Genomic DNA, 13,540 nt, shown 5'->3' with positions numbered 1-13,540 from the left:
TGGTGATCGGCTTTCCCACCCTCGCCCTCCTGATGCTCGCCGCCCTGCTGGCGGGGTTCATCGATGCCGTGGTGGGCGGAGGCGGGCTCATCACGGTGCCGGCCCTCATGATCGGGCTGCCCGCAGGCACACCGCTGCCCACTCTGCTGGGCACCAACAAGGTGGTGGCGGTCACGGGCACGACCATGGCGGCCGGCAAGTTCGTGCGCTCCGGCGCCCTCTCCTGGCGGGAGATGGTGGTGCCGGTGCTGGCCTCGGCCCTGGGGGCGACGGGCGGGGTCTGGCTCACCTATCGGGTGCACGCCGACTTCTTGCGGCCGGTCATGCTGGGCCTGCTGGTGGCCATGCTGGCCTTCACCCTGCTGAAACCGGAGCTGGGCAGCCTGCACGCCCCCCGGTACGGCCTGCACCACCAGCGGGGTCTGGCGGCCCTGATCGCGGCAGCCCTGGGCTTCTACGACGGGTTTTTCGGCCCGGGCACGGGGTCGGTGCTGATCTTCCTGTTCGTGGCGGTGCTGGGTTTCGACTTCCTGCGGTCCTCGGCCCTGGCCAAGAGCGTGAACTGGGCCTCGAACCTCACGGCCATGACGCTCTTCGTGTGGCAGGGCAGCTGGATCCCCTCCGTGGCCCTGAGCATGGCCGCGGCCAACGGGGTGGGGGGTTACCTTGGCGCCCACGTGGCCCTCAACAAGGGCAGCCGCTGGGTGCGGGCCGTCTTCATCAGTGTGGTGGGGGCGTTGATCCTGCGCCTGGGCTGGCAGGTGCTCCTGGGCTAGCGGGTGCTCCTGGGCTTGGCCCCGGCGGGGACCTTGAACGGGGCATTCCAATTCCCCGGGCGGCCGCCTAGGCTTATGCGATGCCCTCCCGCCCCCGTCCCTTCGCCTGGGACGTCCTCATTCGAACCTTGAGATTCTTCTACCTGCTCTGGGGTGGGATGCTGCTCTCCACGCTGGCCTTCTACGGGCGGCTGAAGCTTCCCCAGGCCTTCTGGCACTGGCCGGAGCTTTGCCGCGCCTTGATGGGCCCCTGGGGGCGGGCCCTGGCCCTGGGTTTCGGGCTGGTGATGTGCCTGGCGGCCCTCCTGGAGGTCTGGGAGCTGGTGGACCGGCTGCTGGTGCGGTTCATGGGGGAGTCCGAACACTGAGCCAGAAACGCCGCTTGGTGAAACCGGCCCTTTTGGCGATCCTGGAGCCTTGGGCTTGAACCCTTCCCGGGTTCGGGCCATTCAAGAAGCGTGTCTCGGAGGCGTGGCGATATGGCGCAGGCAGTTCGTGGAGTGATCAAGGCAGGACTGATGCTGGGCGCCACCGCCCTGCCGGTGGCAGCGCAGAGCCTGGCCCTTCCGGCCGCCGATCCCGTCGGCATCGCCCGCAGCGGGGCCCAGGTGGCCTATGGCTACAGCCTGGAGGCGGCCACGGCCAATCCCGCCCTGCTGGCCTCGCTCAGAGAAAAGACCAGCTTCTACCTGACCATGGGGATGGAGTTCGCCTCTTCCCAGCAGAGCCTGGAAGCGAACCAGCACACCTCATACAGCTTCGACCGCAACCGCGTCATCGGGGGCTTCGGCCTGGCCGTGCGCCAATCGCCCACACTCACCTTCGGGTTGAAGCTGGACGAGCCGTACCTCCGCCACGGCAGGCTCCTGGACAACGCCCCCAGCCGGTACCTGGGCGACGGCATCGATCTGTCCGCCCATCGCCTGGAAGGGCAGGCGGCCTGGGCCCTCAATCCCAACATGTCCTTTGGCCTGGGCCTCGGCGTGGCCAGGCTCAGCTTCGAATCCAGCAGTGTCATGCGCCTCGGCGTGCCCCTCAACGCGCTCATCGATCCCTCCCAGCCGATCTCGGCGACCAATCCCGTGGAGGGCCTGGTGGAGCAGCGGGTCGCCCAGAGCGGGAACAAGGTGGTTCCGAGTTATTCGCTGGGCTTTCGCTGGGCCATCAACCCGCGCTGGACGCTGGGCGCTGCGCACCAGTCCGGCCTGAAGGGCGACCTGAACTTGCAGGCCGGGTTCCGGGATCCCAGCCTGGGCCTCTACGGCAACGATGGGCTGAGCCAGCCCCTGGTGGGGACCGCCCCCCGGGCCGCCGCGCTGCTGGGGGCTTCGACGGCCGTGGTGGCCGGCTCGAGGACGCTGGAACTGCCCTCGCAGACCACCATTGGGTTCCGCCATCGGGCCCATCCCATGGTCACGTGGGAGGCGGATCTCCGCTGGACCTCCGGCGGCCTGCAGGTGCCCGCCTTCGCCAGTGTGAGCACCCCTTCGGGCCTGGTGACGGCCCCTGCGGAACTGCCTCGTGGCAAGGGCCACTTTGGCGTCAGCGCCTCGGCGGAAGTCGAGCTGGGGAAGTACTGGACCTTGCGGAGCGGCCTCGCCCTTGAGCAGGGCGCGGTGGAGGAATCCATGATCGAACCCATGCTGGGCGGAGCGCGGACCGCGGCCTTCTCCATCGGCGCCGGGTACAAGATCTGGGGCGGAGAGCTGAGCATCGGCTACCAGTACCGCCAGAGCGAGGACCACGACACGAGGCGCCTGACGGGAGACTGGGCCGCCTCGGGCTTCGAGCCCACGCCCATCAACCGCGTGAAGGTGGAGGGCATGGGGCATCTCATGGCCATCGGCTATCGGAAGACGTTCTGATCATGCCTGGGCGGGAGCTCTAGATGCGCTACCTCGGTCCCCACGCGTGCGAGGAGGCCCTGGCCAGGGGTGAGCTCCACACGGTCTGGATCGCCCCCGCCGCGTTCGGACGCCTGGCAAAGTTCATCGCCGAGGCCCGCGGCGCGGGTGTGGTCATCCACCGCGAACCCATGGAAGGCCTCGATCGCCGGGGCCAGGGGCAGCGCCACCAGGGCGTGCTGGGTGAAGGCGGACCCTTCGCCTACGCCGAGTTCGACGACATCGTCACCCGCCTCAAGGCCAAGGGTGAAGCCGCGCTGGTGCTGGCTTTGGACGGCATCACCGATCCCCACAACCTGGGCGCCATCCTGCGCTCCGCCGCTGCCGCCGCGGTGGATGGCGTGATCCTGCCCGAGCGCCGCTCGGCGGCCGTGAACGAAACGGTGGTGCGCGCCAGCGCGGGCACAGCGGGTCGCGTGCCGGTGTGTCGCGTGGTGAACCTGGGCCGCACCCTCGACGACCTGAAGGAGGCCGGGGCCTGGATCTACGGCCTGGCCGCGGGCGAGGGGAGCCGCGACTACCTGCGGGAGCCCTTCGACCGCGCCACGGTCCTGGTGTTGGGCGCCGAAGGGGAGGGCCTGCACCTCAAGATCCGCGAGCGTTGCGACGGCCTGCTGCACATCCCCATGCCCGGAGGCATCGAGAGCCTGAACGTCTCTGCCGCCGCGGCGGTGACGCTCTTCCGAGTGCTGGCGTGCCGTACCCGGGAAGTTTCCCCTTGAGGCACTCCTGGACGCGTGATATCTTTCGAGTTCCCTGTCAGGAAAGCCCTGCCTCGCAGCGCCCCTGACACGGAGCCCCGGCAGGGGTTCCGAGGGGGGTTTTCCGGGTCTCCCGGGAAACATTGACAAGCCCCGGGAGGGGCGACGGACAAGCATGCCGAGATGGCCGAGTGGTTAATGGCAGCAGACTGTAAATCTGCCACGCATCGCGTTACGGAGGTTCGAATCCTTCTCTCGGCACCAGTCCTCCGGGCACCCCGGAACTCTGGAACCTGATCTCGGGTTTCCACCGCGGGAATAGCTCAGTTGGTAGAGCGTCAGCCTTCCAAGCTGAATGTCGCGGGTTCGAACCCCGTTTCCCGCTCCACCCTCCCCGTCCGCCGAATTTCGGCTGACGGCAAGGCACCCCCGCCGCGTTCCACCACGGCGGGAAGGTTCAAGGCCCACATAGCTCAGTGGTAGAGCACTTCCTTGGTAAGGAAGAGGTCACCGGTTCAAGCCCGGTTGTGGGCTCCACCCTTCGCACTGTCCAACCTTCATTCTCTCTTCCACCTTCCAGGAGGCACCCGTGGCCAAAGAGAAATTCGACCGTTCCAAGCCCCACGTCAACATCGGCACCATTGGCCACGTGGACCACGGTAAAACCACACTGACCGCAGCCATCACCTTCATCCTCGCGAAGAAGTTCGGCGGCGAGACGAAGTCGTACGACCAGATCGACTCCGCGCCCGAAGAGAAGGCCCGCGGGATCACGATCAACACCGCCCACGTCGAGTACCAGACCGAGAAGCGCCACTATGCCCACGTGGACTGCCCCGGTCACGCCGACTACGTGAAGAACATGATCACCGGCGCGGCCCAGATGGACGGCGCCATCCTCGTGGTCGCCGCCACCGACGGCCCCATGCCCCAGACCCGCGAGCACATCCTGCTGGCCCGTCAGGTCGGCGTGCCCTACATCGTGGTCTTCATGAACAAGATCGACATCGCCGATCCCGAGCTCGCCGAGCTGGTCGAGATGGAGATCCGCGACCTGCTGTCCTCCTACCAGTACCCCGGCGACGAGATTCCCATCATCAAGGGTTCCGCCCGTCTGGCCCTGGATCACGCCGAGACCCCTGAGCACCCCGACTGCGCCTGCATCCTCGAGCTCATGGCGGCCGTCGACGCCTACATCCCCGATCCCGTCCGCGCCATCGACAAGCCCTTCATCATGCCCGTCGAGGACGTGTTCACGATCACCGGCCGCGGCACCGTGGTGACCGGCCGCATCGAGCAGGGCATCGTCAAGGTCGGCGAGGAAATCGAGATCATCGGCCTCAAGGACACCGTCAAGAAGGTCGTGACCGGCGTCGAGATGTTCCGCAAGTCCCTGGATCAGGGTCAGGCTGGCGACAACGCCGGCATCCTGCTCCGCGGCGTGGAGCGCAAGGACGTGGAGCGTGGCCAGGTGCTCGCCAAGCCCGGCAGCATCACCCCCCACACCAAGTTCAACGCCCAGGTGTACGTGCTGACCAAGGAAGAGGGCGGCCGCCACACCCCCTTCTTCAACAAGTATCGTCCCCAGTTCTACTTCCGCACCACCGACGTGACCGGCTCCATCGAGCTCGAGGCCGGCCGCGAAATGGTGATGCCCGGCGACAATGTCACCCTGACGGTTGAGCTGATCCAGCCCATCGCCATGGACAAGGGCCTGAAGTTCGCCATCCGCGAGGGTGGACGTACCGTGGGCGCCGGCAACGTGGGCGAGATCCTGGCCTAAGCCAGAACCGCCCTCCGACTTAGGAGGTCCAGATGCGCGACATCGTTCACCTGCAGTGCCAAGACTGCAAGCGCAAGAACTACAGCACCACCAAGAACAAGAAGACCACCACGGGCAAGCTTGAATTCAACAAGTTCTGCCGCTTCTGTGGTGGGTATAAGATTCACCGCGAGACGAAGTAGGTCTCCGGTCGAGGGGTTTCCCACCCGGCGCTACCAACAGCCGGGTGGTCCCACAGGGGAGTAGCTCAGTTGGTAGAGCAGCGGACTCCAAATCCGCAGGTCGCGGGTTCGAAGCCTGTCTCCCCTGCCACCTTCCCGGCCCCGGCGATACAGCCCGGGGCCAGGTTTTTCTCACCGAATCCTTTCCGCGGGGTCCATCGTGATTGGCGCCATCAAGCAGCAGGCCAGGGATCTGTTCGCAGAGCTCGACCGAGTGGACTGGCCCAGCAAGGAGAAGGTCCTGAGTTCCACATGGACGGTGGTGATCGTCTCGGTCTTCACCGGCGTCTACCTGTGGGCCGTGGATTGGGTCTTCGCCAAGGGCTTCGCCTATTTCTTTTTGAAGACGCGTTGAGCCGGAGTCAGCCATGACCGATCTCATGAGCACTCCCCAGGACGCGGCGATCATCGCCGAGCCTCAGGGTCGCGAACTCAAGTGGTTCATCATCCACACCTATTCCGGCTACGAAGCCAAGGTGATGGAGCATCTCCGTCAGCGCATCAAGATGGAAGAGCGCGATGCGAACTTCGGGGACATCCAGATCCCCGAGGAGACCTACGAAGAGATGAAGGTCGACGCCAAGTCCGGCAAGAAGGAACGCGTCGTCAAGAAGCGCAAGTCGTTCCCCGGCTACCTGCTCGTGCAGATCCAGGTGGAGCGCAAGTCCGGCGGCTCCGTGGAGATGGCCGACGCCGACTGGCACCTGGTGCGCAACACGCCCAAGGTGACCAGCTTCGTGGGGGCCAACAAGAAGCGGCCCACGCCCCTGACGGACGAGGAAGTCCGCCAGATCATGCACCACACGGAAGAGACCCAGGAGAAGCCCAAGCCCAAGTACCACTTCGAGAAGGGCGAGAAGGTCCGCATCATCGACGGCCCCTTCGCCAACTTCGAGGGCGACGTGGAGGAGATCCACGAGGAGCGTTCGACCATCAAAGTCATGGTCACCGTCTTCGGCCGTTCCACCCCGGTGGAGCTGGACTTCATCCAAGTGGAGAAGAGGTAGGAACCCATATTTCCTGAAGACTTTCACAAGTCTTTCAGGTAGACTTTCACGTCCCGGTCCGTCTGGACCGGGACGTTTTCAACCCGGCTGGGCGATCCAACAGATCCCCACCCTACAAGGCGGACGTCGCCGGCATGCGCCGGAATCCTCCGCGGGAGCAGACCCATGGCAAAGAAGATCACTGGCTACATCAAGCTGCAGCTGCCCGCGGGCGAGGCCACTCCGGCGCCTCCCGTCGGTCCCGCGCTGGGCCAGCACGGCGTCAACATCATGGAATTCGTGAAGCAGTTCAATGCGAAGTCCGTGGGCTCGGTGGAAAAGGGCACGACCCTCCCCGTGGTCATCACCGTCTACGCCGACCGTAGCTTCAGCTTCATCCTGAAGACCCCGCCCGCCGCCGTCCTGATCATGAAGAAGCTCGGCCTGCCCAAGGGCAGCGCCACGCCGAACAAGGACAAGGTCGGCAAGATCACCCAGGCGCAGCTCGCCGAGATCGCCAAGGTGAAGATGCCCGATCTCACCGCCGGCAGCCTTGAGGCCGCCATCCGTTCCATCGCCGGCTCCGCCCGCTCCATGGGCGTCGAAGTCATCGATTAATGCCGATCTTGTTCGCGTGGGTCCCAGGCCCACGCGACGTTCTTTCTTGCTTTTGATTTTGTTGGAGAGCCGCGCCGTGCGGCGATCCCGGTCACCGCGACCGTCATCGCGGGAGATTGTTCGAATGGAGCCAATATGGCAAAACCTGGAAAGAAGTACCGGGCTGCCGCGGCCAAGATCGAAGATCGCCCCTACGAGCTGAAGGATGCGCTCACTGTCGTGAAGGACGCGGCTTACGCCAAGTTCGACGAGACGGTTGAAGTGCACATGCGGCTCGGAGTGGATCCCCGCCACGCGGACCAGATGGTCCGTGGCACCATCGTCCTGCCGCACGGAACGGGCAAGACGATGCGCGTGGCGGTGATCGCGGGTGGCGAAAAGATCAAGGAAGCGGAAGCGGCGGGCGCCGAGATCGTGGGCGGGGACGAGCTGGTGGAGAAGATCGCCGGCGGCTTCCTCGACTTCGATGCCCTGGTCGCGACCCCCGACATGATGAAGGGCGTCGGCCGGCTGGGTAAGGTGCTGGGTCCCCGTGGCCTGATGCCCAACCCCAAGACCGGCACCGTGACCTTCGACGTGGTCAAGGCCATCAAGGAGATCAAGGCCGGCAAGGTGGAGTACCGCGTCGACAAGACCGGCATCATCCACGCGCCCGTGGGCAAGCTCTCCTTCGGTGTCGAGAAGCTGGAAGAGAACGCCAAGGCGCTCATCGATGCCGTCCACAAGGCCAAGCCCGCCACGGCGAAGGGCAAGTACGTGAAGACGATGTATATCGCCTCCACGATGGGCCCCTCGGTCACCCTCAACACCTCAAGCGTTGAGAAGTAGGAGGCCGACCATGGAAAAGAATCAGAAGTTCGCCGAAGTCGCCGTGCTCAAGGAAACCTTCTCGACTGCCACCTCGGCTGTCGTGATCGAATTCCGGGGCCTCGTGGTGGGCAAGGATACTGCCTTCCGCAAGAGCATCCGCGAGAGCAAGGCTCAGTACCGTGTCAGCAAGAACACCCTGCTCCGCCTGGCCGTGAAGGACACCTCCTTCGCCGCGCTGGGTGATCACTTCAAGGGCGCCAGCGCCGTCGCCACCACCAGGGAAGATGTCATCGCCCTGGCCAAGGCCGTCAATGGCTTCCTGAAGGATAATCCCGCTGCCACCTTCAAGGCCGGCATCATGGATGGCAAGCAGATCGACGCCAAGCAGCTCCAGGTTCTGGCTGAGCTGCCCAGCCGCGAAGTGCTGATCGCCAAGCTGCTCTACCTCATGACCTATCCGATCTCCGGTCTGGCGGTCGCCCTCGAGGGCATCCGCAAGCAGAAGGCCGGCGAGTAAGACGCACCCTCAACCCCGAATCCAAAACCATTCATTTTGCATGTAGGAGACCATCATGGCTCTCACCGCTGATCAGCTCATCGCTGAAATCGAAACCATGACCGTGCTCGACCTGGCCAACCTGGTCAAGGCCCTCGAGGACCGCTTCGGCGTGTCCGCCGCCGCCATGGCCGCCCCCGCCGCTGGCGCTGGCGCCCCGGCCGCCGCTGCTGAAGAGCAGACCGAGTTCAACGTCATCCTGACCGACGCCGGCGCCAACAAGCTGAACGTCATCAAGGCCGTCCGCGAGATCGTCGCCGGCCTGGGCCTGAAGGAGGCCAAGGATCTCGTTGACGGCGCTCCCAAGGCCGTCAAGGAAGGCGTCGCCAAGGACGAGGCCGCCAAGATCAAGGAAAAGCTCGAAGCCGCCGGCGCCAAGGTCGAGGTCAAGTAGTTCCTTTTCCTGCACTAACGCAAAGCGTAGGGTGCGTCCCGCACCTTGCGCTTTGCGGTTTTGTCTGGACATGGTACGATTATTCCTTCCGCCCGATCCCTCGGGCGGTCCCGCCACCTTTAAAGGCCCCTGGTTGCGAAACGCCTTCCGCCGCAGCGCCAATCACCTTGTTGGGCCGCTCCCTCCACCTACGGGTGACGGGGTGGCCTTCGGTGTGCATGCCTGTCTGGTTCGCGTCGCCGACCTCTGATCCCTTCCCCGGGGCCGTGGCTCTGGGGGCACCGCCGTCTTTGCTCAAGGCCCGCAGCATAGCCTGATTCCGCCGCGTGCCGTTCATAGAAGGTTCCGCCAACTTCATCTGGAGCGAACCATGAGTGTTCAGCAGAACATCTACCGCCAGCGCCACAACTTCTCGAAGATCCGGTCCCTGGTCCCCATTCCGAACCTGATCGACATCCAGAAGCGAAGCTACGACGAGTTTCTCCAGATGAACCTGCTCCACAGCGAGCGGGAAACGCGCGGCCTCAAGGCCGTGTTCGAGTCCATGTTCCCCGTGCACAACGGCAAGAACCCGGACGGCACCGACGCCACCCTCGAAGTCGAGTTCCTCGACTACACCGTGGGCCACTGGGCCTGCAAGTGCGAAAAGTACCTGGGCCTCGAACACCTCCGCACCGCCTGCAAGCAGTGCGGCCACAGCATCGTGTCGGACCACCCGAAGGATCCCACGGTGGACTGCCCCAAGTGCGGCACCCGCAACAAGAACGCCGCCACCATCTGTGACGTGTGCCAAGAGCCCGTCTCGATGAAGCAGAAGATGGGCATGGACGAGTGCGTCGAGCGCGGCGCCACCATGGCCGCCCCCCTGAAGATCCGCGTGCGTCTCAACCAGTTCGAGAAGGACGACAAGGGCAACCGCCGCTTCAAGCAGAGCCAGGATTCGGAGGTCTACTTCGGCGACCTGCCGATCATGACCGACCGCGGCACCTTCATCATCAACGGCACCGAGCGCGTGATCGTCAGCCAGCTGCACCGCAGCCCCGGCGTCTTCTTCAGCATCGCCTCCGACAAGAGCCTCTACAGCTCCCAGATCATCCCCTACCGCGGTTCCTGGATCGAGTTCGAGCTCGATTCCAAGGGCCTGCTCTACGCCCGCATCGACCGCAAGCGCAAGTTCCTTGGCGCCACCTTCATGCGCGCCCTCGGCCTGTTCAATGAGGACCTCGGCTCCAACGAGGCCATGCTCCGCCACTTCTACGCTCCCGCCACCTTCTTCCTCAAGAAGGGCAAGCTGAGCGTGGCCCTAAGCGATCTGCTGGCGGGCCGCAAGCTCGGCGAGGCCGTGAAGCACCCCAAGACCAAGGAAGAGATCCTTCCCAAGGACAAGAAGATCACGCGCCGCGTGCTCGAGCAGATGGAGAAGGCCGGCATCAAGGACGTGCCCGTGGAGCGCGAGATGCTCGATGGCGCCGTGCTGCTGCAGGACATCGTGAACATGGGCACCGGTGAAGTGCTCATGGAAGCGAACGAGCCCTTCCTCCAGACCCACCTCGAGATGTTCCTGGCCAACGACATCCAGTCCTTCGACGTCTGCTTCCCCGAGGCCGACCTCACCGGCAAGGTCTTCTCCGAGACCCTGGCCAAGGATCACACCGAGGACAGCGAAGAGGCCGCCAAGGAGCTCTTCAAGAAGATCCGGCCGGGCGAGCCCGCCACGCTGGAATCCAGCAAGAAGCTGCTCTTCGGCATGTTCTTCGACCCCCAAAAGTACGATCTCAGCAAGGTGGGCCGCCACAAGATCAACGCCAAGCTGGGCCTGGGCACCGACCTGGATTTCCGCACCCTGGGCACGGACGACTTCGTGAAGACCGTCCACTACCTGCTGCGTCTGAAGAAGTACGACACCACCCGGCAGGACATCGGCGAGATCGCCCCCGTCCGCGCCGATGACATTGACCACCTGGGCAACCGCCGCGTGCGGTCCGTGGGTGAGCTCCTGGAGAACGGCTTCCGCGTCGGTTTGGTGCGCGTGCAGCGGGCCATCAAGGAGAAGTTCAGCATCGCGCAGGATCCCAACAGCCCCCTGCAGGCCCACGACCTCATCAACAGCAAGCCGGTCATCGCGGCCATGAAGGAGTTCTTCGGCAGCAGCCAGCTCTCCCAGTTCATGGATCAGACCAACCCGCTGTCCGAGATCACCCACAAGCGCCGCCTGTCGGCCCTCGGACCGGGCGGCCTCAGCCGCGACCGCGCGGGCTTCGAGGTGCGCGACGTGCACACCTCGCACTACGGCCGCATCTGCCCCATCGAGACGCCTGAAGGTCCGAACATCGGCCTCATCAGCTCGCTCTCCTGCTACGCCCGCATCAACGAGTTCGGCTTCATCGAGAGCCCCTACCTCAAGGTGGAGAACGGCCGCATCGTCCACTTCGCCAAGGTCACCAGCGTGGGCGACTCCAAGTTCGGCTACATGGACGTGGTCCGCCTCGACGACCTGGAAGCCGAGAACAAGAAGCTGGCCAAGGCCGGCAAGCGCGCCGCCAAGTTCGAGATGCACGCCTTCTACCTGTCCGCCTGGGAAGAGGACGAGCACGTCATCGCGCAGGCCAACGTCCCCGTGGACGCCGATGGCGCCATCCTCGACGAGGACGTGACCGTCCGCGTCGCCGGTGAGACCAAGATCCTCACCCGCGACAAGGTCACGCTCATGGACGTGAGCCCCAAGCAGGTGGTCTCCGTGGCCGCCTCGCTCATCCCCTTCCTCGAGAACGACGACGCCAACCGCGCCCTCATGGGCGCCAACATGCAGCGCCAGGCCGTGCCCCTCATCCGCACCGAGGCCCCCATCGTGGGCACCGGCATGGAATATGTGGCCGCCAAGGATTCCGGCGCCTGCGTCGTGTGCCGCCGCTCCGGCATCGTCGAGACCGTGGATGCCAACCGCATCGTGGTGCGCGTCGAGGACGATCCCGAGACCGAGGGTGTCGAATCCGGCGTGGACATCTACACCCTGGTGAAGTTCGCCCGCAGCAACCAGAACACCTGCCTCAACCAGACCCCCCTCGTGAAGAAGGGCGAGTACGTCACCGAGGGCCAGATCCTCGCCGACGGCCCCTGCACCGATCACGGCGAGCTGGCCCTGGGCCGCAACCTCGTCGTGGCCTACATGCCCTGGCGCGGCTACAACTTCGAGGACGCGATCCTGATCTCCGAGCGCGTGGTGAAGGAAGACCTCTACACCACCATCCACATCGAGGAGTTCGAGGTCCACGCCCGCGACACCAAGCTGGGCCCCGAAGAGATCACCCGCGACATCCCCCAGGTCCGCGAAGAGGCCCTCAAGAACCTCGACGACAGCGGCATCATCCGCACCGGCGCCACCGTGCGCCACGGCGACATCCTGGTGGGCAAGGTCACGCCCAAGGGCGAGACCATCCTCTCTCCCGAGGAGAAGCTGCTCCGCGCCATCTTCGGCGAGAAGGCCAGCGACGTGAAGGATGCCAGCCTGACCGTGCCCCCGGGCATCGAAGGCACCGTGGTGGACATCAAGGTGTTCACCCGCAAGGGCCAGGAGAAGGATCTCCGCACCCAGCAGATCGAGCGCGACCAGATCGCCAAGTGGGAGAAGGATCTCTCCGACGAAGAGCGCATCATCCGCGCCGAGGCCAAGAAGAAGATCGTGGCGCTGCTGAAGGGCAAGGAGCTGTCCGAGGCCCTCACCGACGACAAGGGCCAGAAGGAGCTGCTGCCCAAGGGCAAGAAGCTCACCCAGAACATGCTCGAAGCCGTGTCCTACCACCGCTTCCGGCAGATCTCCGTGGCCGCCGGCAAGAGCCGCATCGAGACCGAAGTCCTCGACATCCTCGACAAGACCGAGAGCCAGCTCAAGGTCCTGCGCAACATCCTCGACGAGCGCATGGAACGCCTGCTCAAGGGCGACGAGCTCATGCCCGGCGTCCTCAAGACCGTGAAGTGCTACGTGGCCGTGAAGCGCAAGCTGCAGGTCGGTGACAAGATGGCCGGCCGCCACGGCAACAAGGGCGTGGTCAGCCGCATCCTCCCCGTGGAGGACATGCCCTACCTGCCCGATGGCCGCCCCGTCGACATCGTGCTGAACCCCCTCGGCGTGCCTTCCCGTATGAACATCGGCCAGGTGCTCGAGTGCCACCTCGGCTGGGCCGGCAAGACCCTCGGCGTCCACTTCTCCACGCCCGTCTTCGACGGCGCCCGGGAAGCCGACATCAAGGGCTTCCTCACCCAGGCCTGGGAGAAGAACAACAAGCTGGGCCCCGATGTCACCGGCAAGACGATGCTGTTCGACGGCATGACCGGCGAGGCCTTCGAGCAGCCCGTGAACGTGGGCTGCGTCTACATGCTCAAGCTCCACCACTTGGTGGACAACAAAATCCACGCCCGGAGCATTGGGCCCTACAGCCTCATCACCCAGCAGCCTCTCGGCGGCAAGGCCCAGTTCGGTGGCCAGCGCTTCGGCGAGATGGAAGTCTGGGCGCTGGAAGCCTACGGCGCGGCGCACGTGCTGCAGGAACTCCTCACCTACAAGTCCGACGACATGCACGGCCGCACCCAGATCTACCAGGCCATCATCAAGGGCGAGACCATCAAGGATCCCGGCCTCCCCGAGAGCTTCAACGTCGTGAAGAAGGAACTCAACGCGCTCTGCATCGATGTCGAGATGCTCACCCGCGACGAGCTGGATCCAGGCCTGGTGGAGGAAGAGCCCGCGGCCTTCTCCATCGAAGGCTGATCTCCTTCCGCTTCCGTTCCCGACGA

The 13,540-nt window shown here is 64.9% G+C and carries 13 protein-coding genes and 4 tRNA genes; all 17 read left to right on the top strand.

The annotated features are described in order from the left end of the window. Positions 1–2: 2 nt before the first annotated feature. The 17 genes from NOV65_RS08020 (at position 3) to rpoB (ending at position 13,514) form a co-directional block, all read left to right on the top strand. Entirely contained in the window at positions 3–776 is a 774-nt protein-coding gene (locus NOV65_RS08020) for a TSUP family transporter (RefSeq protein ID WP_257305632.1), read from the top strand. Positions 777–856: 80 nt separating this feature from the next. Beyond that, positions 857–1,144: a hypothetical protein gene (locus tag NOV65_RS08015; RefSeq protein ID WP_257305630.1), complete on the top strand. Its 288-nt coding sequence runs from the start codon at positions 857–859 to the stop codon at positions 1,142–1,144. 111 nt (positions 1,145–1,255) lie between these two features. After that, positions 1,256–2,641 carry an OmpP1/FadL family transporter gene (locus NOV65_RS08010; protein WP_257305628.1) on the top strand — a complete coding sequence of 462 codons (1,386 nt, stop codon included), beginning with the start codon at positions 1,256–1,258 and terminating at the stop codon, positions 2,639–2,641. A 23-nt stretch (positions 2,642–2,664) separates the two neighbouring features. Then, the gene (gene rlmB, locus NOV65_RS08005; protein WP_257305626.1) at positions 2,665–3,402 is read left to right on the top strand and encodes a 23S rRNA (guanosine(2251)-2'-O)-methyltransferase RlmB; all 738 of its coding nucleotides are present in this window, start codon (positions 2,665–2,667) and stop codon (positions 3,400–3,402) included. A 156-nt stretch (positions 3,403–3,558) separates the two neighbouring features. Then, a tRNA-Tyr gene (locus tag NOV65_RS08000) sits at positions 3,559–3,645 on the top strand. Between the two features lie 48 nt (positions 3,646–3,693). Further along, a tRNA-Gly gene (locus NOV65_RS07995) sits at positions 3,694–3,769 on the top strand. A 74-nt stretch (positions 3,770–3,843) separates the two neighbouring features. Next, positions 3,844–3,918 (top strand) — tRNA-Thr (locus tag NOV65_RS07990). A gap of 52 nt (positions 3,919–3,970) precedes the next feature. Continuing rightward, positions 3,971–5,164, top strand: coding sequence for an elongation factor Tu (gene tuf, locus NOV65_RS07985; protein ID WP_257305625.1), 1,194 nt, complete (start codon positions 3,971–3,973; stop codon positions 5,162–5,164). A gap of 32 nt (positions 5,165–5,196) precedes the next feature. Then, on the top strand, positions 5,197–5,346 hold the full coding sequence (rpmG, locus tag NOV65_RS07980) for a 50S ribosomal protein L33 (RefSeq protein ID WP_257305623.1): 150 nt from the start codon (positions 5,197–5,199) through the stop codon (positions 5,344–5,346). 54 nt (positions 5,347–5,400) lie between these two features. Beyond that, positions 5,401–5,476: transfer RNA gene (locus NOV65_RS07975), tRNA-Trp, on the top strand. 69 nt (positions 5,477–5,545) lie between these two features. Beyond that, positions 5,546–5,740, top strand: a complete 195-nt coding sequence (secE, locus tag NOV65_RS07970; RefSeq protein ID WP_257305621.1) for a preprotein translocase subunit SecE — start codon at positions 5,546–5,548, stop codon at positions 5,738–5,740. Positions 5,741–5,753: 13 nt separating this feature from the next. Further along, entirely contained in the window at positions 5,754–6,392 is a 639-nt protein-coding gene (gene nusG / locus NOV65_RS07965) for a transcription termination/antitermination protein NusG (RefSeq protein ID WP_257305619.1), read from the top strand. Positions 6,393–6,557: 165 nt separating this feature from the next. Continuing rightward, complete coding sequence (gene rplK, locus NOV65_RS07960; RefSeq protein WP_257305616.1) at positions 6,558–6,989, top strand: 50S ribosomal protein L11; 432 nt, start codon at positions 6,558–6,560, stop codon at positions 6,987–6,989. A gap of 135 nt (positions 6,990–7,124) precedes the next feature. Continuing rightward, the gene (rplA, locus tag NOV65_RS07955) at positions 7,125–7,817 is read left to right on the top strand and encodes a 50S ribosomal protein L1 (protein ID WP_257305614.1); all 693 of its coding nucleotides are present in this window, start codon (positions 7,125–7,127) and stop codon (positions 7,815–7,817) included. Between the two features lie 10 nt (positions 7,818–7,827). Then, on the top strand, positions 7,828–8,316 hold the full coding sequence (rplJ, locus tag NOV65_RS07950) for a 50S ribosomal protein L10 (protein WP_257305612.1): 489 nt from the start codon (positions 7,828–7,830) through the stop codon (positions 8,314–8,316). A gap of 55 nt (positions 8,317–8,371) precedes the next feature. Then, positions 8,372–8,749 carry a 50S ribosomal protein L7/L12 gene (gene rplL / locus NOV65_RS07945; protein WP_257305610.1) on the top strand — a complete coding sequence of 126 codons (378 nt, stop codon included), beginning with the start codon at positions 8,372–8,374 and terminating at the stop codon, positions 8,747–8,749. A 370-nt stretch (positions 8,750–9,119) separates the two neighbouring features. Further along, positions 9,120–13,514: a DNA-directed RNA polymerase subunit beta gene (gene rpoB / locus NOV65_RS07940; RefSeq protein ID WP_257305607.1), complete on the top strand. Its 4,395-nt coding sequence runs from the start codon at positions 9,120–9,122 to the stop codon at positions 13,512–13,514. Positions 13,515–13,540: the final 26 nt, after the last annotated feature.

Source organism: Geothrix campi, from assembly GCF_024609265.1.
Lineage (GTDB): Bacteria > Acidobacteriota > Holophagae > Holophagales > Holophagaceae > Geothrix > Geothrix campi.
Note: the sequence above shows the minus strand (reverse complement) of the source record. Positions and strands in the feature narration are given on the sequence as shown.

Excerpts from the sequence above, each read along its gene's own strand:
- nusG (WP_257305619.1), top strand. The coding sequence starts at position 5,754 with ATGACCGATCTCATGAGCACTCCCCAGGACGCGGCGATCATCGCCGAG.
- rplL (WP_257305610.1), top strand. The coding sequence starts at position 8,372 with ATGGCTCTCACCGCTGATCAGCTCATCGCTGAAATCGAAACCATGACC.
- rpoB (WP_257305607.1), top strand. The coding sequence starts at position 9,120 with ATGAGTGTTCAGCAGAACATCTACCGCCAGCGCCACAACTTCTCGAAG.
- rpmG (WP_257305623.1), top strand. The coding sequence starts at position 5,197 with ATGCGCGACATCGTTCACCTGCAGTGCCAAGACTGCAAGCGCAAGAAC.
- rplA (WP_257305614.1), top strand. The coding sequence starts at position 7,125 with ATGGCAAAACCTGGAAAGAAGTACCGGGCTGCCGCGGCCAAGATCGAA.
- rplJ (WP_257305612.1), top strand. The coding sequence starts at position 7,828 with ATGGAAAAGAATCAGAAGTTCGCCGAAGTCGCCGTGCTCAAGGAAACC.
- rplK (WP_257305616.1), top strand. The coding sequence starts at position 6,558 with ATGGCAAAGAAGATCACTGGCTACATCAAGCTGCAGCTGCCCGCGGGC.
- rlmB (WP_257305626.1), top strand. The coding sequence starts at position 2,665 with ATGCGCTACCTCGGTCCCCACGCGTGCGAGGAGGCCCTGGCCAGGGGT.
- NOV65_RS08015 (WP_257305630.1), top strand. The coding sequence starts at position 857 with ATGCCCTCCCGCCCCCGTCCCTTCGCCTGGGACGTCCTCATTCGAACC.
- NOV65_RS08010 (WP_257305628.1), top strand. The coding sequence starts at position 1,256 with ATGGCGCAGGCAGTTCGTGGAGTGATCAAGGCAGGACTGATGCTGGGC.